15 protein-coding genes and 1 pseudogene are annotated in these 23,183 nt (G+C 67.1%); 8 read left to right on the forward strand and 8 right to left on the reverse strand.

The window, feature by feature from the left end; all coding sequences use genetic code 11:
- Positions 1–5: 5 nt before the first annotated feature.
- The 7 genes and pseudogenes from P5F91_RS02940 to P5F91_RS02970 form a co-directional block, all read right to left on the reverse strand.
- Entirely contained in the window at positions 6–812 is an 807-nt protein-coding gene (locus tag P5F91_RS02940) for an SDR family NAD(P)-dependent oxidoreductase (RefSeq protein ID WP_277906444.1), read from the reverse strand.
- A 37-nt stretch (positions 813–849) separates the two neighbouring features.
- Positions 850–2,019: a zinc-dependent alcohol dehydrogenase gene (locus P5F91_RS02945; protein WP_040850348.1), complete on the reverse strand. Its 1,170-nt coding sequence runs from the start codon at positions 2,017–2,019 to the stop codon at positions 850–852.
- A 157-nt stretch (positions 2,020–2,176) separates the two neighbouring features.
- Positions 2,177–2,575, reverse strand: coding sequence for a response regulator (locus P5F91_RS02950; RefSeq protein ID WP_145612533.1), 399 nt, complete (start codon positions 2,573–2,575; stop codon positions 2,177–2,179).
- On the reverse strand, positions 2,559–6,047 hold the full coding sequence (locus tag P5F91_RS02955) for a chemotaxis protein CheB (protein WP_277906445.1): 3,489 nt from the start codon (positions 6,045–6,047) through the stop codon (positions 2,559–2,561). The genes P5F91_RS02950 and P5F91_RS02955 overlap by 17 nt, the downstream gene beginning before the upstream one ends.
- A gap of 186 nt (positions 6,048–6,233) precedes the next feature.
- Positions 6,234–8,623, reverse strand: a pseudogene (locus P5F91_RS02960) (membrane-bound PQQ-dependent dehydrogenase, glucose/quinate/shikimate family).
- Positions 8,620–8,931: a hypothetical protein gene (locus P5F91_RS02965; protein ID WP_277906446.1), complete on the reverse strand. Its 312-nt coding sequence runs from the start codon at positions 8,929–8,931 to the stop codon at positions 8,620–8,622. Before P5F91_RS02965 ends, P5F91_RS02960 begins: the two are co-directional and overlap by 4 nt.
- A 117-nt stretch (positions 8,932–9,048) precedes the next feature.
- Positions 9,049–9,510 (reverse strand): Lrp/AsnC family transcriptional regulator, encoded by a 462-nt coding sequence (locus P5F91_RS02970; protein ID WP_145612529.1) that lies wholly within the window; start codon positions 9,508–9,510, stop codon positions 9,049–9,051.
- A 133-nt stretch (positions 9,511–9,643) separates the two neighbouring features.
- Here P5F91_RS02970 and kynU point away from each other — a divergent pair, with 133 nt between their 5' ends.
- From kynU to kynB, 3 genes are read left to right on the forward strand one after another with little or no spacing between them, the layout of a single operon-like run.
- Positions 9,644–10,879 carry a kynureninase gene (gene kynU, locus P5F91_RS02975; RefSeq protein WP_277906447.1) on the forward strand — a complete coding sequence of 412 codons (1,236 nt, stop codon included), beginning with the start codon at positions 9,644–9,646 and terminating at the stop codon, positions 10,877–10,879.
- Positions 10,876–11,727 carry a tryptophan 2,3-dioxygenase gene (gene kynA, locus P5F91_RS02980; protein WP_277906448.1) on the forward strand — a complete coding sequence of 284 codons (852 nt, stop codon included), beginning with the start codon at positions 10,876–10,878 and terminating at the stop codon, positions 11,725–11,727. Before kynU ends, kynA begins: the two co-directional genes overlap by 4 nt.
- The gene (gene kynB, locus P5F91_RS02985) at positions 11,724–12,353 is read left to right on the forward strand and encodes an arylformamidase (protein ID WP_277906449.1); all 630 of its coding nucleotides are present in this window, start codon (positions 11,724–11,726) and stop codon (positions 12,351–12,353) included. Before kynA ends, kynB begins: the two co-directional genes overlap by 4 nt.
- 8 nt (positions 12,354–12,361) lie before the next feature.
- Here the strand turns inward: kynB and P5F91_RS02990 are convergent, their stop codons facing one another.
- Positions 12,362–13,984 carry an ABC-F family ATP-binding cassette domain-containing protein gene (locus P5F91_RS02990; protein WP_277906450.1) on the reverse strand — a complete coding sequence of 541 codons (1,623 nt, stop codon included), beginning with the start codon at positions 13,982–13,984 and terminating at the stop codon, positions 12,362–12,364.
- A gap of 222 nt (positions 13,985–14,206) precedes the next feature.
- On the opposite strand from P5F91_RS02990, the gene P5F91_RS02995 reads away from it, so the two are divergent.
- From P5F91_RS02995 to P5F91_RS03015, 5 genes are all read left to right on the forward strand, one after another.
- A complete protein-coding gene (locus tag P5F91_RS02995; RefSeq protein WP_277906451.1) occupies positions 14,207–14,791 on the forward strand; it encodes an RNA polymerase sigma factor in 585 nt (194 codons plus the stop codon).
- A complete protein-coding gene (locus P5F91_RS03000) occupies positions 14,788–15,762 on the forward strand; it encodes a FecR family protein (RefSeq protein ID WP_277906452.1) in 975 nt (324 codons plus the stop codon). Before P5F91_RS02995 ends, P5F91_RS03000 begins: the two co-directional genes overlap by 4 nt.
- A gap of 208 nt (positions 15,763–15,970) precedes the next feature.
- A complete protein-coding gene (locus P5F91_RS03005; protein WP_277906453.1) occupies positions 15,971–18,781 on the forward strand; it encodes a TonB-dependent receptor in 2,811 nt (936 codons plus the stop codon).
- Positions 18,782–18,856: 75 nt separating this feature from the next.
- The gene (locus P5F91_RS03010; protein ID WP_277906454.1) at positions 18,857–20,362 is read left to right on the forward strand and encodes a tryptophan halogenase family protein; all 1,506 of its coding nucleotides are present in this window, start codon (positions 18,857–18,859) and stop codon (positions 20,360–20,362) included.
- An 88-nt stretch (positions 20,363–20,450) separates the two neighbouring features.
- Positions 20,451–22,499, forward strand: a complete 2,049-nt coding sequence (locus P5F91_RS03015; RefSeq protein WP_277906455.1) for a hypothetical protein — start codon at positions 20,451–20,453, stop codon at positions 22,497–22,499.
- Positions 22,500–23,183 lie beyond the last annotated feature (684 nt).

Below are 23,183 nucleotides of genomic sequence, written 5' to 3' on the forward strand. Positions count from 1 at the left end.
ACGGGTCAGTGCTTGCGGGCTGTTCCGGGCGCGGCCATGCCGCGGTGCTGGTCCGCCAGCATTTCCGCCGGCGTGATATTGGCCAGGGTGCTCTGCAGCTTGTTCTTCCAGCCGCTGACCACGTCGGCCTCACCCTTCATCAGGGCGTCGAAGCCGTCGCGGGCGACCTTGGCCGGGTCGTCCTTCTCGGCCGTGCCCATCTCCGTGTCCATCAGCTCGGCGCGGCGGAAAAAGTCGGTGTCCGTCGGCCCGGGCATGAGGCAGGAGACGGTGACGCCCGTGCCCTCCAGCTCATTGCGCAAGGCGTAGGCGAAGTTGTCGAGGAAGGCCTTGCTCGCGTTGTAGACGGCCTGGTAGCTGCCGGGGATGAAGCCGGCGATGGACCCGGTGATAAGGATGCGGCCCGAATTCAGCGCCCGCATGCCCCGGCCCACCAAATGGATCAGATACACGGTGCCGGTGACGTTGGTATCGATCACCCGCTTGGCCTTGATGAAGTTCTGGTCGAGGAAGCCCTTGCCCAGGCCCCGGCCGGCATTGGCGAACAAGGCGTCCACCGGACGGCCTTGGGCCTGGATGGTGGCATAAAGCGTATCGACGCCGTCCAGGGTGGCCAGATCGGCCTGCACCGCCTCGACATGCGCGCCCAGCGCGCGGAAGGTGTCGGCGGCGTCATGGATTTCGGGTTCATCGGCAGCGACCACCAGGTCGAAGCCGTTCTGGGCGCACAGCTTGGCGAGTTCGTAGCCGATGCCGGTGGAGGCACCGGTGACGACGGCCAACAGGCGCACGGGCGCGCGGGAAGCAGCCATGGCGTTTCTCCTTCTTGGGGACTGGCTTATGGGATGGTCAGGGCTTCATCACGACCTTGATGCAGCCGTCCTGCTTGTCGCGGAAGGTTTTGTAGAGCTCCGGCCCCTCCTCCAGCGACGCGCGGTGGGTGATGACGAAGGACGGGTCGATCTCCCCCTCCTCGATGCGGCGCAGCAGGTGGGGCAGGTAGCGCTGCACCGGCGTCTGGGCCATGCGGAAGGTCAGGCCCCGGTTGATGGCGGACCCCATGGGGATCTTGTCCAGCAGGCCGCCATAGACGCCGACGATGGAGACGGTGCCGAAGTTACGGCAGCACATGATGGCCTGGCGCAGCACGTGGGGCCGGTCCGTTCCCATGAAGGTCGCGACCTTGATGCGATCGACCACGGCGTCGAAGCCGCTGCCGATGTCGGGTTCCGTTCCCACCGCATCGATGCAGGCGTCGGCGCCCCGGCCCTGGGTCAGGTCCATGATGCGGTCGTAGATGTCCTCTTCCTTGAAGTCCAGGGTCATGGCGCCGCCCTGCCGGGCCAGTTCCAGCCGCTCGGGCACATGGTCGATGGCGATGACCCGCTCCGCCCCCAGCAGGTAAGCGCTGCGGATGGCCATCTGGCCCACCGGGCCGCAGCCCCAGATGGCGATGGTGTCGCCCGGCTGGATATTGCAGAAATCGGCAGCCATGTAACCGGTGGGGAAGATGTCGGACAGGAACAGCGCCTGCTCATCCGTCAGGCCGCCCGGAACCTTCAGGGGGCCGACATCCGCGTAGGGGACGCGCAGGTACTCCGCCTGGCCGCCGCTGTAACCGCCCAGCAGGTGCGAATAACCGAACAGTCCCGCGGGCGAGTTGCCCCACAGCTTGGTCGCCTTGGCCTTGTCGGGGTTGGACCGCTCGCAGGCGGAGTAATAGCCGCGCTTGCAGAAGAAGCACTCGCCGCAGGAGATGGTGAAAGGCACCACCACGCGGTCGCCGACCTTCAGGTTGCTGACGCCGCTGCCGACCTCGACCACCTCGCCCATGGTCTCGTGGCCCAGCACGTCACCGCTTTCCATGGAGGGAATAATGCCGTCGTAAAGATGCACGTCCGAGCCGCAGATGGCACAGGCCGTCACCTTGATGATGCAGTCGCGGGCATGCTCGATCGTCGGATCGGGGACATGTTCGCATCGAACATCGCCCTTGCCGTGCCAGGTCAGCGCTTTCATGAGGTATCCCTTCCACGTCGATCACGGATTGAACGGGAAGACCTCTCCGGCGCTGCGGACTTGAAGCGAGGGCGGTTCCCCGAGTGCGGGATCAATCCGGACGGCACGGCGGGGTTCCGCTTATGGCGCGAAATTTACCCAGGCGGGACGGTTCCGGTCAGGCCAGCGCCTTCTGCTTGGCCACCAGGGCCAGCATGGTGGCCATGAAGGCATCCTGCCGCACCGGCTTGGTCAGCACCGGGACGCCGGGGTATTTTGCCTGCATGCTCGGCGACAGCATCTGACCGCTGTAGAAGAAGAAGGGAATGCCCCGTTCGGTCAGGATGTCGGCCACGGCTTCGGAGGTTTCGCGCCCCAGGCGCACGTCCAGGATGGCGGCGGTCAGGCGGGGGTTGCGGGCGGCGACGATCGCCTGCGGCACGGTAGCGGCGCTGAGGATATCGGCACCCGCGTCCCGGAAGGTCTCCTCCAGGTTGATGGCGATCATCACCTCGTCATCCGCGACCAGGATGCACGTGCCGGCCAGCGGCAGTTCGGGATCAGCTGTCGTCCCCATCCTGCTCTTCCTCCTCAACGTCGATTTCCATGGTGCACACCAGGCCCGTGGGCTCGAAAAGCCGGGTCACGGTAGCGCCGGGCATACCACGCTCAATCAAAACTCCGCCGAAGCCATGATGTTCCGGCGGAACGACGGCGGGGCCGTCGAATTCCCGCCACGTCACCGTCAGGAAGGGCCGGCCCTCGCGGGTCACTTGGGTCCAAGTCAGTTCCACCCGCCCGCCGGCAACGGAAAGGGCGCCGTACTTGGCGGCGTTGGTGGCCAGTTCGTGCAACACAAGGCCAAAGGGGGTTGCCAGGTGGGGCGGCAGCAGGACGTGCGCGCCCTCCAGGCGCAGGCGTTGCGGGCCGGCAGTGATGTAGGCCGCCAGCTGGATGCGGGCCAGGGCTATCAATTCCGCCCCTTCCCATTGGCAATCGACCAGCAGGGTATGCGCCCGGGCCAGCGCGGTCAGGCGGCCCTCGAACAGGTCGACGAAGCGGTCGCTGGATCCGGCCGTGCGCAAGGTCTGCCGGGCCAGTGACTGCACCACCGCCAGCGTGTTGCCCACGCGATGGCGCAGTTCGCCCAGCAGCAGGCGCTGGCGCCGTTCCCATTTCTTCCGGTCGGTGACATCGCGCGTGCTTTCCAGCACCAGCCGCCGGCCGCCGACGCTGACCATCTCGATCTGGCTTTCCACCGTCAGCACCCGGCCGTCCTTGGTGGTGTGCCGCAGCTCACCACTCCAGGCGCCCTTTTCCGACAGGGCCTGGCGCACGATGTCGAAGCTGCCGTCCACCGGCGCCGATCGCAGCAGTGCCGCCACATCCTGGCCCTTCGCCTCTTCGCGGGAATAGCCGTACAACTCCTCACTGCCCCGGTTCCACTGAACGATGCCGTCGTCGAACTCCCAGACGAAAATAGGCGCGCGTGAGAATTCGACCAGGCGCATCTCCTGTTTCAGCCGCGCCTCGCTGTCGCGCAGGGCTTCTTCGACCCGGCGGCGCTCGGTGATGTCGAAGAAGGTCACCACCACGCCGTCGATGCGATCGTCGACGGTGCGATAGGGCCGGATACGGACCAGGTACCAACCGCCGTCCCGGCTTTGCACCTCATGCTCCAGCAGCGTCAGCTCCCGCAGCACGGCGTGGGCGTGGTCCGCCAGCTGGTCGTAATCCAACTGATGGGTGAAGTCGGTGATGGGCCGGCCGGCGTCGGTGGCGGTGATGTTGAACAGCTCCGTCACGCGGGGCGTGAAGCGCTTGATGCGCAGCGAGGGGTCCAGGAACAGGGTGCCGAAATCCGCCGCCGCCATGAGGTTCTGCAGGTCGCTGTGCGCGCGGGACACGCTGGCCAGCTTCTGCTTCAGCTCATTGTTGACGGTCTGCAGCTCCTCATTGGTGGATTGCAGCTCCTCCTTGCTGGTCTCCAGCTCTTCGGAGGTGGATCGGTACTCCTCATTGATGGACTGCAGTTCCTCGTTGGCGGCCCGCAATTCCTCGTTCGTTGCCTCCGATTCCTCCCGCGTGGCCCTCAGGCGGTTTTGCGCCAGCTGCAATTCCTCCTGCAACTGGCGGATGGTCTCATTGGTCGGCTCACGATCCTGGCCACCTTCGTCCCCGTCGCCGTCCGCCAGCACCGTTTCACCCTCGATGAACAGCACCAGGGCGTAGCGGCTGGGGTCGCCTTCCTCAAGGACCGGTTTCACCTGCAGATAGACCCGCTGGGGCTGGCCTTCGAACTTCACCACCAGCGGCCGGGTCAGCGTCGCCTCCTTCCGGTCGAAGGCGCGGTGCAGCGCCGCCTCGAGGTCGAAGCGCAGTTCGGGCCGGACCATGTCGGTGGCCACCGTGGTGACGGGCCCGCCCGAGGGTTGCAGGAAACGGCCGGCGGTTTCGGACAGATGGATGGCGCGGTGCGTCTCATCCACCAGCATGCTGGGTGGCGCCACGCGTTCCAGCATCTGGCGGTGCAGGGCCACGTCGCCCCCCGGACCCAGGGGCCGGTGCGCGGTCGCGCCACGGCTGGGTGCCGCATGGTGGGTGCTGGGCATGATGGGCAGGGCCGTCCGCCTTTCCCCGGTATTGGGAACCATGCGGTAGATGCGCGCGTCGCGGTCCAGGGCCCGAAACAGGCCGGGGGGATGGTCGGCGTTCTCAGACGCGCCCAGGAACAGGAAGCCGCCGGGGTTCAGCGCGTAGTGGAAGGTGGTGCAGACCTGGTGCTGCAGTTCCCGGTCCAGGTAGATCAGCAGGTTGCGGCAGGACACCATGTCGACCCGGGCGAAGGGCGGGTCGCGCAGGATGCTGTGGCTGGCGAACATGACGGTATCGCGCAATTCCCGACGCACCCGGTAATGGTCGCCCTCACGCTGGAAGTAGCGGCGCAGATATTCCTCTGGCACGTCCTGGTCGATGGTCAGGGGGAAGCAGCCCTCGCGGGCCACGACCAGCGCATCGGCGTCCAGGTCGGACCCGAAGACCTGGATTTCGGGCCGCACGTCGCGGCGCGCCGCTTCCTCCAGCAACAGGATGCCGATGGTGTAGGCTTCTTCGCCCGTGGCGCAGGCGGGGACCCAGATGCGGATGGTGTTCGCCGCTTCCTTCCCTTCGAACAACTGGGGAATCACCATGGCCGCGAGCTGATCGAAGGCCCGGTTGTCGCGGAAGAAGGTGGTGACCGAGATCAGGAAGTCGGTGAACAGGGCGTGGGCCTCGTCCGCGTGCTCCCGCAGGTAAGTGTGGTACTGGCTCAGCGTGTCCTGCTGCGTGACCTGCATGCGCCGTGTGATGCGCCGCGCGATGGTGGCACGCTTGTATTGGCTGAAGTCATGGCCCACGCGCACCCGCACATGGGCCAGGATACGGCGCATCATATTCTCGTCGTCATCCGGCGCGGTCAGCGCCTCGCCATCCTTCCGGTTCCGCAACAATTCTGCCAATTGCCGGGCCAGGTCGCGCACGGGCAGGACGAAGTCGGCGGCGTCGGTGGCGATGGCGTTGCGGGGCATGGAGGCGAATTCCGCCTCGTCCGGGTCCTGCACCAGGACGATGCCGCCCACCTCCTTGATGGCCCTGACACCCACGGCGCCATCCGCGCCGGCACCCGTCAGGATGATGGCGAAGCCGTCGCTATGCTGCGCCGCCAGCGACCGGAAGAATAGGTCGATGGGCGCCCGCTTGGCCCGCGGCTCGTCAAACGACAGGGCCGAGATCATGTGGTCGGCGATGTTGAGCGCGCTGTCCGGGGCGATGACATAGACGTGGTTGTTGCGCAGGTGCACCCTGTCGGTGACCTGCGAGACAGGCATGCGAGTGCGGGTCGCCAGGATCTTGGCCAGTTCGCTGCGCCGTTCGGGATTCAGGTGGATCACCACGACGAAGGCGGCATTGGGTTCGTCCGGCAATGCCTCGAATAAGGCCTGCAGCGCCTTCACCCCGCCTGCCGACGCTCCGATGCCGACGATCGGCGGATCGGTTTCCAACTCCACATGCCCCTCCAACGCCCTTGGCCTCATCACGCCGGCCGATCAGTCCAACCTTCCGCAAGAGCTGTCATAAATCATTGAAACCATGGACAACCGCGCCCATGGGCCGTCGCCCGCTGGCTTGTGAAGAACGCAGCCCGGGGCCTGCGGCGCAAGGATGACAAAGGAACTATGCCCATCGCCGCTCCCTCAATCCCCGAGGGTATAGGCCCGCACATAGTCGCCGATCCTGGTGCCGAAGGAGCCGTGGCCGCCGTCCACGGTGACGATGTATTGCCGCCCGCCTTGCTCATAGGACATGGGGGTGGACTGGCCCCCGGCGGGCAGCGGGTCCTGCCACAGCAATCGGCCGTCCGTCACATCGAAGGCCCGGATGGCGTAGTCCATGGTGGAGGTCAGGAACACCACCCCGCCCGCCGTCACTAGCGGACCACCCAGCATGGGCACCCCCAATTCCAGCGGTATCGGCACGGGCGCCATGTCGCGGATGGTGCCCACGCGGTGGCGCCATACCACGGTGTTGGTGCGCAGGTCGATGGCCGCCAGCTCACCCCAAGGCGGCTGCAGGCAGGGGATTCCCAGGGGCGACAGGAAACACCCAGGTTAGCGCCGAAGGGCGTGCCGTACATGGGCTGCACACCCAATTCCGTCCCCGGCGGATGCTGGCCGTTGGGGGCCGCCGGGTTGTCCTTGCCGCGTGGCACCAGGCGGGAGACGAAGGGGATGGACATGGGATTGGCAATGGCCACTTGCCGCCGCGGGTCGATGGCGATGCCGCCCCATTCGAACATGCCGAGGTCACCTGGGAAGACCAGCGTGCCCTGCAGCGATGGCGGGGTGAAGGGCCCCTCGTAACGCAGGCGCTTGAACAGGATGCGGCAGGCCAACTGGTCGAACATCGTGCCGCCCCACATCTGCGCGCCCGTCAGCTTGTCCCGGGGGCGGAAGCTCAGTTGCGAGGCGGGCTGCGTCGGGGACAACCGGTCGCCGGGCGCGGGTCCCTGGGGGACCGGCACCTCTGGCGCCGGCACGATGGGGTGCCCGTCCCGGCGGTCCAGCACGAAGATGTTGCCGGTCTTGGCCGGGACATAGACAGCCGGCACCGGTCCGGCCGGCGTCGCCACGTCCACCAGGCTGGGCTGGGCCGGGACGTCCATGTCCCACACGTCGTGGTGCACGTTCTGGTAGGACCAGCGCAGCCTGCCCGTGGCGATGTCCAGCGCCACCAGGGCGCTGTCATAACGTTCCTGCGCCGGCGTGCGGTTGCCGCCCCAAATGTCAGGGGAGGACGATCCCAGCGGCACATAGACCAGGCCCAGCCCCTCGTCCACCGCCGAAACGATCCAGGAATTGGGGCTGCCGGCGGTGAAATGGTGGGTGGCCGACGGCATCTCGTTCGGGTCGGGATTGCCGGCGTCGAACGCCCAGAGCAACCGGCCGCTGTAGACATCGAATCCCCGGATGACGCCGGACGGCACCTTGCCGGAGTAGTTGTCGATGACGGCACCACCCATGATCAGCACCCTGTCCGTCACCGCCGGCGGGGAAGTGCCCTGGTAGAAACCCACCTGCTTCACCTCGCTGCCGCGCTTCAGGTCGATTTGGCCATGGTCGCCGAAGCCGTCGCAGGGCTTGCCGGTTTCCGCGTCCAGGGCGAACAGCCGGCCGTCATCGGTGGGCAGGTAGATGCGGGTGGGACATTCGGCGGGTGCCGGCGCGCCGTCGGCCGTCGTGCCCCCGGGCCGCGTGCGGTGGAAGGCCACGCCGCGGCAGGTCATGTGCTGGAAACCAGGGTTGCGCTGGACCTGCGGATCGAACTTCCAGCGCAGCGCCCCGGTTGCGGCGTCCAGGGCGAAAACGATCTGGTGCGGGGAGCAGGTGTAAAGCAGGTCGCCGACCTTCAGGGGCGTCACCTCGGTGGTGATCTCGCCGGGGTCGTTGGGCCCCGGCAGGTCGCCGGTGCGGAACTGCCAGGCCAGCTTGAGGCGGCCGACATTCGCAGGGGTGATCTGGGCCACGTCGGAATAGCGGTCGCCCCTGCCGCTGCCGCCATAGGCCGGCCAGTCGGTCGCCGCCTGATCGGAGGCGGGCGCCTCGAGCCCCATGGGCCGCACCGTTCCCTGGATGGCGTGCCGATCATGCGCCAGGGCGACGCCAACCACCACCACGGCCAGCGCCAGTACGCCGCCCAGAGCTAGCACCGGTCCCTTGCCTGCCCCACTCTTGCCCTCCCCACTGGCCGCCGGCGACAGCCCGCGGCTGATGAAGGGCAACATCAGCCAGACGCCGAGGGGGACCAACACGTCGCCGCGCGGGGCCAGGGCCCAGAAATCGAAGCCCACCTCCCATACCGCCCAGGCCATGGTGGCCAGCACCAGGGCGGCGTACAGCCACAAAGCCGCCGCCCGGCGGCGCCACAACAGGACGGCGACCGCCAGCAGCGTGACGCCGGCGATGGCGTAATACGGGCTGCCGTGCAGGAGAATCAGCCAGGCACCGCCGACCATGAGATAAAGGCCGAACACCGCGATCAGCGCCGCCGTGCCCGTGGACAGCCGCCGGTCCCAGGCTGCGCTCATGGGGCCGGCTTCCCGGCCTGGACCTTGGCGAAGTGCAGGGTCAGCCAGGCGCCCGTCAACAGCGCGCCCAGCGCCAGCACCGCGAAATCAAGCGTCAGTACCGCCATGACCGGGCGCACCGACCAAAGCAACAGTCCGGCGATGATGTTGGCGAAGCCCCATAGGAAGTTCACCAGGGGCGGGCTGTCGCCGGCGGCGGGTGGCTTGGCGAAGGGCGTGGGAAATGGGCGTCCGTGCAGGCCGGCGACCAGATGGGGGATGCCGTTGCACAGGAAGACCCCGGCGAAAAACAGGGCGATATAGTCCATGGCGGCCACAGCCTCCGCTAGGGGCGACGTCCACCGGCGTGACTCCGGGGATCACGGCCCACAATCCGCCATCACGGGATAAGGTTCCGGAACGGCGGGCCGCCTGGGCCGCCGCCCTTACGGCTGGGTGCCCAACGCGGCCATCAACGGACGCGCCTGAAAGACCGTCTTCAGGCAAATGCGGGTGGAGAAGGTCTTGACGCCTGGCAGGCGCGACAGCTCCGTCCGCAGCAGTTGGTCCAGCGCCTCGACATCCCGCAGCGCCACCCGTAGGACGTAATCGAACGGCCCGGCCGTGGTATGGCACTCCAGCACGGCGGGGACCTGGGCGATGGCCTCCTCGAACGCCTGATGGCGCCCCAGGTCGATGGCCACGTCCACGAAGGCCAGCAGCGGCAGCCCCACGCGTGACCGGTCGAGCTCCGCTCGGTATCCCGTGATCACCCCGCCGTCCTCCAGGGCCTGCACGCGGTTCCAGCACGGCGTCTTGGACAGGCCCACCGTCTCGGCGATCTGGGCGAAGGACGCGCGGCCGCTGGTTTCCAGGATAGTCAGCAGGCGCTGATCGATCGCATCCATAGTCGTTCTCCAATTCACCAAGTTGGCAGAACGATGTTCTTAACGTTTCATCAAGACAAGCATCTTCGTAACAATGTTCCCCTTCGGGGGCGGTATGATCGGGGAAAGGGAAACCTCAAGGAGATCTCGGGACATGTCCCTGGACCGTGCCGCCTGCGCAGCGCTGGATCATGACGATCCGCTGGCCGAATTCCGTGACGCGTTTGAGATCGCCGACGGCGTCATCTACCTGGACGGGAATTCGCTGGGCGCCCTGCCCAAGGCCACGCGGCAGCGCCTGGCCGACGTGGTGGCGCGCGAATGGGGAGGTGAACTCATCCGCGGCTGGAACACGGCCGGCTGGATCACCCTGCCCCAGCGCGTCGGCGCCAGCATCGCGTCACTCATCGGCGCGGAAGCGGATGAGGTCATCGCGGCGGACTCCACCTCCGTCAATCTGTTCAAGCTGGCGACGGCCGCCCTGGCCCTGCGGCCCGGCCGCTGGGTGATCGTGACGGAGCCGGGCAACTTCCCCACCGATCTCTATATCCTGCAGGGCGTGCGCGACCTCCTGGGCGACCGGGTCGAGCTGCGGGTGGTGGAGCCTGATCACATCGAACAAGCCCTGGACGCGGACACGGCCCTGCTGCTGCTGACCCAGGTGCATTACAAGACGGGCCGCATCCACGACATGGCCCGGCTGACCGCCAAGGCCCATGCCGCCGGGGCATTGGCGCTGTGGGACCTATCGCACAGCGCCGGTGCCATCGATGTCGACCTGAACGCGGCGGGCGCCGACCTGGCCGTCGGCTGCGGCTATAAATACCTGAACGGGGGCCCCGGGGCGCCGGCTTTCCTATACGCGGCCCGGCGTCACCAGGCGCAGCTGCGCTCCCCCCTCTCCGGCTGGATGGGCCACGCGGCGCCCTTCGCCTTCGGCGACGACTATGCGCCGGCCCCCGGGATCGAGCGCATGCTCTGCGGCACGCCCCCCATCCTGGGCCTGGCCGCCCTCGAGGTCGGCGTCGGCATCATGGCCAGCGCCGATCGTCGTGCGGTGCGCGCCAAGTCCATGGCGCTGGGCGACCTTTTCATCCGGCTGGTGGAGGAATCCTGCCCGGGGCAGTTCATCCTGCATTCACCCCGCGACGCGCAGGCCCGGGGCAGCCAGGTCAGCTTCGGCCATCCCGAAGGCTACGCCATCATGCAGGCGCTGATTGCCCGGGGGGTCATCGGCGACTTCCGCGCCCCGGATGTGATCCGCTTCGGCTTCGCCCCGCTCTATGTGCGCTATGTCGATGTTTATGACGCGGTGGCCCACCTGAAAGACATTATGGACAGCGGCGCCTGGCAGGATGCCGCCTATCAGACCCGTGGAGCCGTGACGTGACCGACATCGCCCGCCCCCATACCGCCGCCGTTGATCTGTCCGGCGAGGGGCTGCACACCGCCCCGCCCATGAGTTATGGCAGCTACCTGGGGCTGGAGGAGTTGCTGGCCGCCCAGCATCCCCGCTCCGGCGAGCACGACGAACTGCTGTTCATCATCATCCACCAGGCGTCCGAGCTGTGGATGAAGCTTTCCCTGCATGAGCTGCGGGCGGCATTGCGCCAGATCCAGGCGGACGACTTGGGGCCGGCCCTGAAGATGATCGCCCGGGTCAGCCGTATCCAGGCGCAGCTGATCCAGTCGTGGGAGGTGCTGTCCACCATGACTCCGGCGGATTACAGCCTGATCCGCCCCCACCTGGGACAGAGCAGCGGCTTCCAGTCCTATCAATATCGCCACCTGGAATTCCTGCTGGGCAACAAGAACGCCGGCATGATGACGGTGCACCAGGGCGAGCCGGCCATCTTCGCGGCATTGGAAGAGAGCCTGAACGCCCCCAGCCTGTATGATGAGTCCCTGCGCCTGCTGGCCCGCCGGGGGTTTGACATCCCGCGGGAGAAGCTGGAGCGTGACTTCGCCCAGCCCTATGAGCCGGACGCCCGGGTGCAGGCCGCCTGGCTGGCGGTCTACCAGGACCCGCACCGGCACTGGGAGCTGTACGACCTGGCGGAAAAGCTGGTGGATCTGGAATACCGTTTCCAGCAATGGCGCTTCAGCCACATGAAGACGGTGGAACGCATCATCGGCTTCAAGCCCGGCACCGGCGGCACCGGCGGCGTCAGTTACCTGGTCAAGGCGCTGAGCCTCAGCTTCTTCCCCGAATTGCTTTCCGTGAGGACGGCGCTATGACCCGCATCTGGGATATCACCCAGCCCATCCGCCCCGGCATCCCCGTGTGGCCCGGCGACACCGCCTATCAGGAGGAACGGGTGTGGGCCCTGGGGCCCGGCTGCCCCGTCAATGTCAGCCGGCTGACCCTGTCCACCCACACCGGGACTCACGCCGACGCCCCCCTGCACTATGACGCCGCCGGCCTGCCCATTGGCGCCGTCGACCTGGCGCCCTACCTGGGGCCCTGCCGTCTTATCCACGTGGTGGATGGCGATGGGCCGGTCATGCCGGCGGAGGTGGCGGACAGCCTGGCAGGCGCGCCGCCGCGCATCCTGCTGCGCACCTATCAGCGCTTCCCGCACGACCGCTGGGTCAGCGACTTCCGTGCCCTGGACGCCGCCACCGTCGACCTGATGGCCGCCCATGGCGTGCGCCTGGTGGGGGTGGACGCGCCGTCGCTGGATCCGGAAACGTCCAAGGACCTGCTGGCCCACAACGCCGTACGCCGCAACGGCCTGGCCATCCTGGAAGGGCTGGTGCTGGACGAGGTGCCGGCGGGGGATTACGAACTGATCGCCCTGCCCCTCAATCTCGCCCACGCCGACGCCGCCCCCGTCCGCGCCATCCTGCGCGCGCTGTCTTAGGATCGGAATCAGCTGTGCAGGCCGGGGGCCTCCTGCCCGGTGCTGGCCACATATTCGGTATAGCCGCCGCCGTACTGGTGGATGCCTTCCGGTGTCAGTTCCAGCACGCGGTTGGACAGCGTGGCCAGGAAGTGGCGGTCGTGCGACACGAACAGCATGGTGCCCTCGTACGCCGCCAGGGCGGTGATCAGCATCTGCTTGGTGTCGAGGTCCAGGTGGTTGGTCGGCTCGTCCAGCACCAGGAAGTTGGGCGGGTTGTACAGCATCATGGCCATCACCAGCCGGGCCTTCTCTCCGCCCGACAGGACGCGGCAGCGCTTTTCCACGTCGTCGCCGGAGAAACCGAAGCAGCCTGCCAGCGCCCGCAGCGATCCCTGGCCCGCCTGCGGGAACTTGGCCTCGAGGGCCTCGAACACCGTCTGCTCACCATCCAGCAACTCCATGGCGTGCTGGGAGAAATAGCCCATCTTGACGCTGCCGCCGACGGTGACGGTGCCCGCATCCGGCTGGTCGGCGCCCGCGATCAGCTTCAGAAGGGTGGACTTGCCGGCGCCGTTGACGCCCATGACGCACCAGCGCTCCTTGCGGCGGATGGTCAGATCCAGGCCCTGGTAGATGATGCGGCTGCCATAGCCCTTGTGCACATTCTTCAGCACCGCCACGTCGTCGCCCGAGCGCGGCGCCGGCGGGAATTCGAACGTCACGGTCTGGCGGCGCTTCGGCGGCTCGATCCGCTCGATCTTGTCCAGCTTCTTCACCCGGCTCTGCACCTGGCTGGCGTGCGAGGCGCGGGCCTTGAACCGCTCGATGAACTTCAGTTCCTTGGCCAGCATGGCCTGCTGGCGCTCGAACTGCGCCTGCTGCTGCCGCTCGTTCAGCGCCCGCTGCTGCTCATAGAACACATAGTCGCCGGAGTAGCTGGTCAGCGACCCGCCGTCGATCTCGATGATCTTGGTGACGATGCGATTCATGAACTCCCGGTCGTGGGAGGTCATCAGCAGGGCGCCGTCGTACCCCTTCAGGAAGCCCTCCAGCCAGATCAGGCTTTCCAGATCCAGGTGGTTGCTGGGTTCGTCCAGCAGCATGGCGTCGGGCTTCATCAGCAGGATGCGGGCCAGGGCCACGCGCATCTTCCAGCCGCCGGACAGCATGCCGACGTCCTTGTCCATCATCTCCTGGCTGAAGCTGAGGCCGGCCAGCACTTCCCGCGCCTTTCCCTCCAGCTCGTAGCCACCCAGCTCATCGAAGCGCGCCTGCACCTCGCCATAACGCTCGATGATCTCATCCATGCGGTCGGCCTGGTCGGGGTCGGCCATGGCGGCCTCCAGGATGGCCATCTCCTTGGCCACCTCGCTGACCGGGCCGGCGCCGTCCATCACCTCCGCCACCGCGCTGCGGCCGGACATCTCGCCCACGTCCTGGTTGAAGTAACCTATGGTGATCTGCTTTTCCACCGACACCTGGCCGGTGTCCGGCAGTTCCTCACCGGTGATCATGCGGAACAGGGTGGTCTTGCCGGCGCCGTTGGGACCGACCAGGCCCACCTTCTCACCCCGGTTCAGGGCCGCGGACGTCTCCATGAACAGGATGCGGTGGCCGTTGTGCTTGCTGATGTTTTCGAGGCGGATCATGGGAACCGGATTCCAAAGGCGTGATTGGCCCCCTTATGCCACAGGATGCGCGACACGATAGTGCCCGGATCGGCATACCCGTCCAGCGATGGGGCCGCGCCCGGCACATCCTGGCCCCGAAATTTTTTCCCATTGCCCATAACGGATTTTTGGCGCCCGTTCGTCATCCAGGGAAAGGGCGCCCCGTGTGCGCGCAGAATACCGAGGGAGGAAGGACGTCCGGTGAACAGAAGTGCGGTGGATCTATGGTTTGTGGAGGAAGTCCTACCCTTGGAGGCGGCGCTGACCGGCTACCTGCGCCGCAAATGGCGGGAGGCATCCGAGATCCCCGATCTTCGGCAGGAAATCTACACCCGCGTCTACGAGGCGGCGACCGTGGCGATCCCTGAGATGACCAAGCCCTTCCTGTTCATGACCGCCCGGAACCTGTTGATCGACCGCGCCCGCCGCGCGCAGGTGGTCTCGATCGAGACCGTCATCGATCTTGAGGACCTGGACGTGGCCGACACCGTGCCCAACCCGGAACAGAGCGCTGTCGGCCGCGAGGCCATGCGGCTGCTGCAGGCTGCCATCAACCGCCTGCCGCCGCGCTGCCGCGAGGTGACCCTGCTGCGCAAGGTGCACGGCCTGCCCCAGCGCGACGTGGCCCGCCGCATGGGCATCAGCGAAAGCACGGTGGAACAGCAGGTGGCCAAGGGAGTGCGCCTGATCGCCGACGCCATGGTCGACATCGTCCCCGAACCCGGGACAGGCCGCTTCGGCCGGCGTTTGCGCAAAATGGGGCCGCGCCAGGTGGGGCGGCCATGATGGAGCACGATCCCATCGAGGAACAGGCGGCGCGCTGGCTGGCCCGCCAGGATGCCGGCCCGCTGGACGCGGCGGCCAAGGCAGGGTTCGACGCCTGGATCGCCACCTCTACCCGCCACCGCGTGACCTACCTGCGGCTGGAGGCGGCGTGGCAGCGGGCCGACCAGCTGCGCGCTACCCGCCAGGCCCCCGCCCTGCCCCCGCCGCGGGCCGGCTTGGTGCGCGCGCCGTGGCGCCGCTGGGCGCCTATGGTGGCCGTCGCCGCGGCGGTGGCCCTGGTCGCCGTCGTTCCCGCCTTGGATGACTGGGACTGGCCCTTTGCTGCCGGGCAGAAGTTCAGCACCGGCGTCGGCGACCGCTATACCGCCCACTTGCAGGACGGATCGCAGATCGAGCTGAACACCAACACGCGCCTGCGTGCATCCGTCGACCAGACAACGCGCGAGGTGCGGCTGGACAAGGGCGAGGCCTTCTTCGAGGTGGTGCACGACGACAAGCACCCCTTTGTCGTCATCAGCGGCGACCTGCGCATCGTCGACGTCGGCACCAAGTTCTCCGTTCGCCGTGAAGGCGACAGGCTTGAGGTGGTGGTGGCCGAGGGTGCCGTCCTGGTGGAGGACATGGCCCATCCCAATGAGGTGGGCCCCACCCTGGTGACGCAGTTGAACGCGGCGGTGGCGCAGCCCAAGGCCATCCGGAAAAGCCCGCGCAGCGAGGAACAAGTGCGGGACTCCCTGGGTTGGCGCCACGGGACGCTGGTCTTCACCGACCGCCCCTTGCGGGAGGTGGCGGCGGAGTTCAACCGCTATAACCGCAAGCAACTGGTGGTGCCGGCCGAGGGGCCCATGGGCGATATCCGCATCGGCGGCAGTTTCGAGGCCACCAATGTCGACGCTTTCGCCCGCCTGCTGCACAGCGGTTTCGGCCTGAAGGTAATCGACGACGGCAGGGAAATAAGAATTTCAAATTGAGGATAGGGGATCCGGCACGGTCCTTCGTCATAGCCAAATACAACAATCCAGAAATGAGGGAGAAATCGTGCCAAACCCGAATATCCGTCACGCCCTTTCCGCCGCCCTTCTGACGACGGTCTGCTGGCCGGCGCTAACGCAGGCCGCTGAATCCATGGCGGTGCCGCAACCTTCGCGCGCGATCACTTTGGCGTCCGCCGCCGAAACGATGATCGATGTCCCGGCCGGCGACCTGCGCACCGCGCTGGAAAGCTATATTCGCCAGACCGGCTCGCAGCTGATCTACAAGGCCGACGAGGTCGCCGGCATCAGCACCAAGGGCGCCCAGGGCCGCCTGTCCGCCCAGCAGGCGCTGGACAGCATCCTGGCCAACACCGGCCTGACCGTGCACCGCGACCCGTCGGGCGCCGCCGTGGTCAGCCGCAAGTCCGACCGCGCCGCCACGGCGACCCCGGCCCTGCGCAATGCCGCCGCCCAAGGGGGCGCGACGGAAGGTGCCGCCGCCCAGCCCCAGGTGGCCCAGGCCACCCCCGCCACGACCGGCATCGACGACACCGTGCAGATGGGCGGCGCGCCCGACCTGCAGGAAATCATCGTCACCGGTCTGCGCTCCAAGCGCAACCTGCTGAACGCCTCCGTCGCCATCACCGCGGTGAACGAGGCCGACCTGGCCCAGAAGGCGCCGCGCAGCACCGTCGACGTGCTGGAAATGATCCCTGGCATCTTCGTCGAGGGCACGGCCGGCCCCGTGTCCAACAACTACTCGGTGCGCGGCCTGCCCGGTGGCACCCAGCAGTTCGTCCGCCTGATCGAAGACGGCATGCCCGCCATCTATGGCGGCCTGAACGATGACGAGGTGTTCCAGAACGACATCTCGATCGATCGGGTCGAGGCGCTGCAGGGCGGCAGCTCGGGCATCCTGACACCCAACGCCGCCGGCGCCTCCATCAACTTCATCTCGCGCAAGCTGAACTTCGACGAGGCCGGCGGCATCGCCCGCATCACCGGCACCACCTATGGCGACCGGCGCGGCGACCTGTGGTTCTCCTCCCCCATCCCGGACCTGAAGGACACGGCCTTCGCCATCTCCGGCTACTACGACAGCACGCCGGGTGTGCGCAGCTCCCCCTTCCGGTACGAGACCTATCACATCAAGGGCCAGCTGGAGCACAAGTTCGAGGACGGCTGGATCCGCTTCACCGTCAAGGATTGGGACGAGCACGATCCCTACTACGCCGACCAGCCCTACGCCTATAACAACGGCACCATTTCCAGCGTGCCGGGCCTGGACACCCAGTTCGGCAACATCATCGGCAAGGGCTTCGCCAACGTCAGCGTGCCGGACTCCTGCTACGCCAACGGCCAGTGCTTCCGCAATTTCAGCATGCAGGACGGCATCCACGCCACCGGCCACCAGTTCCGCGTGGATGGGGAGCGTGAGTTCGACCACGGCATCTCCCTCTTCGCCCGTGGCCGCTATACCGAGACGGATTGGGACTTCAACGGCGTGTTCGCCGGCAGCGGCACCGGCAACGGCGGCCTGGCGTCGGCCCTCACCTACCTGACGCCCACCAGCGCATCGCCCATCTACGATCTGCTGCAGTCCGGCCTGGCCGCCTTCCCCGGCACCACGCAGTTCGGCATCCGCAACCTGACCAACGGCCAGGTCACCGCGGCCTCCAATGCCGCGGCCCTGAACGCGCTCAACGGCAACGGCCTGCTGCAGCAGACCGTGCTGAACCGCCAGTTGGTGAAGCTGCGCGACTGGGGCAGCGATTTTGGCGCCAAGTGGGACACCTCGGGCGATGGCTGGACCAACAGCCTGACCGTGGGCGGCATGATCTACGCCACCGACATCGCCAACGACCAGTCGGGCGTCTCGACCGTCATCAACGACGTGAAGAACCAGTCCAACATCTATGACATCGTGGCCATGAACAGTGCCGGCAATGTGCTGGGCACGCTGGGCAACAACGGCCTGATCTCCTACGGCAACTGGGGTGCGGGCATCAGCGCCACCCACCAGACGTCGAAGTCGGTCTATGTGAACGATGAATTCGCCTGGAACCAGGACCTGCACTTCGACTTCGGCGTGCGCTATGAGCGCGAGGACACCGTCGGCGTGGCGGGCAACAGCTCGCCCCAGCCCATCCCGGCGGGCGTGGGCGGCATCGTGCAGGTGAACCCGAACGCGTTCAACGGCACCTACAGCTACACCTCGGGCCATGAGTCGCCGGTGCACGTCACGGCCGGCGTCAACTACACCATCGCCCAGAACCTGTCGGTCTACGCCCGCTACGCCCACGCCTACCAGACCCAGGGCACCAACCCGCAGGCGGCCGCCCTGAGCCTGTACGAAGGCGGCGTCACCTATTCCGACTATGGCCTGACCGGCACCGTCCGCGGCTTCCGCACCGAGTTCAAGAACCAGACCTGGGGCGGTGGCGTCAACCCGGCCGATCCCAACCTGAACCAGGGCTTCTTCGCCGATTCCGAAACCAACGGCGTCGACGTCGATCTGTACTACCGCCCGCAGTACGAGCCGCTGAGCGCCTTCGGCGTGCACGCCCAGGCCACCTACCAGGACCCGACGTTCAGCAACGTCAAGGTCGGCTTCATCGACGTCAACGGCACCAACATCGCGCCGCAGGTGGCCGCCTTCTACAACGGCAAGATCCCGGGTCGCACGCCGAAGATCCTGTATGCCATCACGCCGGAGTACAACCTGCCCAACAACAAGGGCCAGATTTACCTGCGCTACAAGTACGTCGGCCGCATCTTCGCCGACAACGGCAACCAGGTGGAGCTGCCTGGCTACGGCGTCGTGACCATCGGCGCCATCTACAACCTCACGCCCGCCATGACGCTGAACGTCAGTGTGGACAATGTCACGGATGAGCTGGGCCTGACGGAAGGCAACCCCCGCCAGGGCTTCACCCAGCAGGTCGTGAACGGCTACTTCTATGGCCGTGGCATCGTCGGCCCCAACGCCATGGTGTCCCTGACCGCCAAGTTCTGACCCTCTTCCTCCCCTGGGCGGCGGATCAGTCTCGGGGCCCGCCGCCCGCTTTTTTTCTGAAGGAGAGCGAAAGCCGTGTCAGATCGACGGATCCGGAAGGTCGTCATCCTGGGCGGGGGCACCGCTGGCTGGATGACGGCGGCGGCGCTGGCCAAGGTCAACACCCCGCCGCAGTTCGAGGTGACGCTGATCGAATCCGATGAGATCGGCATCATCGGCGTGGGGGAGGCCACCATCCCCACCATCCACTGGTTCAACCGCCTGGTAGACCTGGACGAGGCGCAGTTCCTGCGCGAAACCAAGGCCACCTTCAAGCTGGGCATAGAGTTTGTCGGCTGGAACGGTGGCGACAGCCGCTATTTCCATCCCTTCGGCCGCTATGGCGGGCCGGCCGACGCGCAGATGTTCTTCCACCGCTGGATCCGCGCCACCCTGGGCGGCTTCCCGCACGGCCACCAGGATTATTCCCTGGCCACGCTGGCGGCCATGGCGAACAAGTTCGGCCCGCCCGCCACCGACCCCAATTCCCTTTTCTCCACCCTGGGCTACGCCTACCACTTCGACGCCGGCCTCTACGCCGCCCATCTGCGCCGCCGGTCTGAGGTGCTGGGGGTGAAGCGTATCGAAGGCAAGGTGGAGCGGATCGAGCAGGATCCGGAGACCGGCTTCGTCACCCGCCTGACCACCCACCGGGGCGAGGGGGTGGAAGGCGACCTGTTCATTGATTGCTCCGGCCTGCGCGCCCTGCTGATTGAGGGCGTGATGAACAGCGGGTTCGAGGACTGGTCGCACTGGCTGCCCTGTGACCGCGCCCTGGCCGTGCCGTGCGAGCGCGTCGCCGCCCCCGTCCCCTACACCCGCGCTACCGCCCACGCCTTCGGCTGGCAATGGCGCATCCCACTGCAGCACCGCACCGGCAACGGCATCGTCTACAGCAGCCGGTTCGCCGACGATGACGGGGCGGCATCCACGCTGATGGCCAACCTGGACGGCAAGGCGTTGGCCGACCCGCGCCTGATCCGCTTCCAAACCGGGCGGCGGCGGCGGTCCTGGGTCAAGAACGTCGTCGCCATCGGCCTGTCCAGCGGCTTCCTGGAGCCCTTGGAGTCCACCTCCATCCACCTGATCCAGAGCGGCATTGCCAAGCTTCTGTCCCTGTTCCCCACCCGCGACTGTCCGGAGGAGACGGCCGGCCAGTTCAACCAAGTCTATGGCGCCGACGTTGAATCGGTGCGCGACTTCCTGGTGCTGCACTACAGCCGCACCCAGGGCCGGGATGAGCCGCTGTGGCGCCACTGCCAGGCCATGGCGGTACCCGAGGGGCTGTCGCTGAAGGAACGCCACTTCACCCGCACCGGCCGCATCGTGCTCTCGACCGATGAACTGTTCCGTGAGGCCAGTTGGTTCGCCGTGCTGATGGGCCAGGGGCTGCGGGCCACCGACTACAACCCGCTGCTGGACACAATGCCGGCGGACGAGAACCTGGCCTATTTGCTGCGCCTGCGCGACCAGATGGCCAAGGCCGCCGCCACCCTGCCCAGTCACGAAGGGTATCTGCACCGCGTGATGGGACCAGCCTGATCCCATCCCTCCCCGTCTTTCCACCCCGCCACCGCCCCAGTCCCCGGGGCGGCGCACCCCGGTTCATGCCTGCCTATAGGACCCACCCATGCCGCGCCTTCCGCACCTGCTCTCCAGCTCCATCTTGGCCCTGACGCTGGCCTGGGCACCGGCATGCTTCGCTGATACGGCCGCCAAGCCTGCCCTGTCCTACAGCCTGACGGAGGGGCGAAACCTCAACGCCTTTGTGCGCCAGGGCGAGGTGGCGGCCCACCTGCTGCTGCGCTCCGGCAAGGACGCGCGCATCCTGGTGGCGTTTCCAGCCGGCAACAGCAGCGTGGGCCTGTGGCTGGACACGGCCGACACCGCCAGCTGGACCCTGACCGGCACCCCCCAGCCCGTGACCACCACCGACGCCCAGGGACGCCCCTTGCGCGGGGTGGTGTTCGAGGCGGCGCTGAGAGCCGACAGCGCCGTGCCCCGCCAGGGCGTGCTGTCCAGCACCCGGGTGCTGCGCGACTATGAAACCCTGCGCACCCTACCCGCCCAAGTGCAGGTGCAACCCATCCGCACGAACGACACGCTGGACTGGAGCCGCGACCGCCTGGACGGCAAGGCCGGCTATCGCCTGACCGTGACGGTGACCCACGGCCAGCTGACGGACGATGGGCTGAAGGCCGGTGCCGACGGCACCATCGGCCTGCGCATCACGGCGCTGACCGGTGAGGCGCCGCTGACCCCGCTGTCCGGCGATCATTTGCTAACCGCCGGTGCCGCCAACCAGCCGGCCAGCCGCAACGCCCTGACCTTCCTCAGCTATCAGGAAAAGCTGCTGGCCGGGTCCTGGCGCTTCCACACCTATTTCGGGCGCGACACCCTGATGTCCGTCATGCTGTTGATGCCAGCCTTGCAGCCGGATGCCGTGCAGGCCGGCCTGCGCTCCGTCCTCGCCCGGCTCTCGCCAGCCGGTGAGGTGGCGCATGAGGAGGATATCGGTGAGTTTGCCATCCTGGACCATCTGAAGGCTGACGGCAGCACGTCGGACGCGCCGGTCTATGACTACAAGATGGTGGACAGCGACTTCCTGCTGGCGCCGGTGGCGCGGGCCTGGCTGCTGGACGACCCGCGCGGCCGGAAAGCGGCGGCCGAATTCCTGGCGGCGCCCGATGGCCGGCATGGGGAGAGCGAGGCGGCGGGTGCGGCCCTGGTGCGCAACCTGCGCCAGGTGGTGGCCCAGGCCGCCCCCTTCGCCGCAGCCCCCGGCACCGCCACCCTGGTGCGGCTGAAGCCGGGGCAGCAGGTGGGCGAATGGCGCGATAGCAACACCGGCCTGGGCGGCGGTGTCTATCCCTACGACGTCAACGCCATCCTGGTGCCGGCGGCCCTGGAGGCGGCGGACGCCCTGCTGAAAGCCAAGCTGCTGGACCCCTGGCTGGACGCGGCCGCCCGTGCCGACCTGGCCAAGGCGGCGGACCTCGCCAAGGTGTGGCGGGCCAAGGCCCCTGCCCTGTTCGACGTGACGGTGGCGCCGGCCCAGGCGCGCCGGGATGTCGCCGCCTATGCCGCCAAAGTGGGCGTGCCGGCCGACGCGGCGCTGGCGGCCCTGCCCAAGGGCCCGGTGCGTTTCCACGCCCTGTCGTTGAACGCCGACGGCACCCCTGTCCCCGTCCTGCATTCGGATGAAGGGTTCGAGATGCTGTTCGGCCATCCCAGCCCCGCGGCGCTGGATGCCGCGGTGGAGGCCGCGGACCGCCCCTTCCCCGCCGGCCTGATGACCGGCATCGGCATGCTGGTCGCCAACCCGGCCTACGCGCCGGCGGCGACGCGGGAGCTGTTCCCCCGCACCGCCTATCATGGCACCGTCGTGTGGTCCTGGCAGCAGGCCCTGACCGCCGCCGGCCTGGCCCGCCAGTTGGCCCGCACCGACCTGCCTGCCACGACCCGGACCAGGCTGACCCGGATGCAAACCGCCCTGTGGCGGGATATCGAGGCCGCCAAGGGCGTGCAGAATTCCGAACTGTGGTCCTGGGACTATCGCGACGGCCACTACGTCGTCGCCCCCTATGGCGCCGCCGGCAACGACGCCGACGAGTCCAACGCCGCCCAGTTGTGGAGCACCGTTTTCCTGGCCGTGCGGCAGCCGAAGCCCCAGCACTGATCCATGCCCTGCCCCGGCTGCGGGGCTTGGCACGATGTTAGCGGCAGCTGATCAGCTTGGGTCGGGGCATCCCGACACCCTGTCAGGTCGGCGCCAGCGGTTGCTGGCGGCTGAAACGTCGGCTAAGAGATAAAGTACTTTCTTACCGCCGGCCTTGAGGGCGCGCGCAACAGATGGTATGATTTCGGTCAAAGCAATGCTAAGCCTAGTCAAAACTGGGTGGGGAATGATGGGATCTGTTTGGCTTCATTGACGCCGAAAGGAACCGGTATGTCCCGATCTGATGCTTATAATCATATGCGCGACCTTGAGCGGCACATCGACGAGATCAAGATGCGAGGCGATAAGCCTACGAAGTTTACGCTGATGCTATATCGCCTTGCGAAGCATATGGTGGAAACTTCGCCGGTATAGGTCCAATAACCCCGAGGGGGGCGCTATCCCCACGGGTAGTGCCCTTCTGCGTGTTGCCCCGGAGGGTATACCTAAAGTGCGCAGGCACTCGGGGTTGTGAATTCTGATCTCAGATGCCGGCGTCGGACGTTGCTGACATCCGAATAACGAAACCAAAATTACTAAAGTTCCGTGACAGGCCGGAATCTGGCCGCGTGCCGCGTCTTGGCTTTCCGAGGGCGCCCGTCGTGGGCGTCCATGATGGAGCCGAAAGAAGACTATGCGACACAC

Source organism: Nitrospirillum amazonense (assembly GCF_029594735.1).
GTDB lineage: Bacteria > Pseudomonadota > Alphaproteobacteria > Azospirillales > Azospirillaceae > Nitrospirillum > Nitrospirillum amazonense.

What these genes read in the sequence shown, in the direction of transcription:
- P5F91_RS02940 (WP_277906444.1), bottom strand. Translation starts at nt 812, where the DNA reads ATGGCTGCTTCCCGCGCGCCCGTGCGCCTGTTGGCCGTCGTCACCGGT.
- P5F91_RS02945 (WP_040850348.1), bottom strand. Translation starts at nt 2,019, where the DNA reads ATGAAAGCGCTGACCTGGCACGGCAAGGGCGATGTTCGATGCGAACAT.
- P5F91_RS02950 (WP_145612533.1), bottom strand. Translation starts at nt 2,575, where the DNA reads ATGGGGACGACAGCTGATCCCGAACTGCCGCTGGCCGGCACGTGCATC.
- P5F91_RS02965 (WP_277906446.1), bottom strand. Translation starts at nt 8,931, where the DNA reads ATGGACTATATCGCCCTGTTTTTCGCCGGGGTCTTCCTGTGCAACGGC.
- P5F91_RS02970 (WP_145612529.1), bottom strand. Translation starts at nt 9,510, where the DNA reads ATGGATGCGATCGATCAGCGCCTGCTGACTATCCTGGAAACCAGCGGC.
- kynU (WP_277906447.1), top strand. Translation starts at nt 9,644, where the DNA reads ATGTCCCTGGACCGTGCCGCCTGCGCAGCGCTGGATCATGACGATCCG.
- kynB (WP_277906449.1), top strand. Translation starts at nt 11,724, where the DNA reads ATGACCCGCATCTGGGATATCACCCAGCCCATCCGCCCCGGCATCCCC.
- P5F91_RS02990 (WP_277906450.1), bottom strand. Translation starts at nt 13,984, where the DNA reads ATGATCCGCCTCGAAAACATCAGCAAGCACAACGGCCACCGCATCCTG.
- P5F91_RS03000 (WP_277906452.1), top strand. Translation starts at nt 14,788, where the DNA reads ATGATGGAGCACGATCCCATCGAGGAACAGGCGGCGCGCTGGCTGGCC.
- P5F91_RS03005 (WP_277906453.1), top strand. Translation starts at nt 15,971, where the DNA reads ATGATCGATGTCCCGGCCGGCGACCTGCGCACCGCGCTGGAAAGCTAT.
- P5F91_RS03015 (WP_277906455.1), top strand. Translation starts at nt 20,451, where the DNA reads ATGCCGCGCCTTCCGCACCTGCTCTCCAGCTCCATCTTGGCCCTGACG.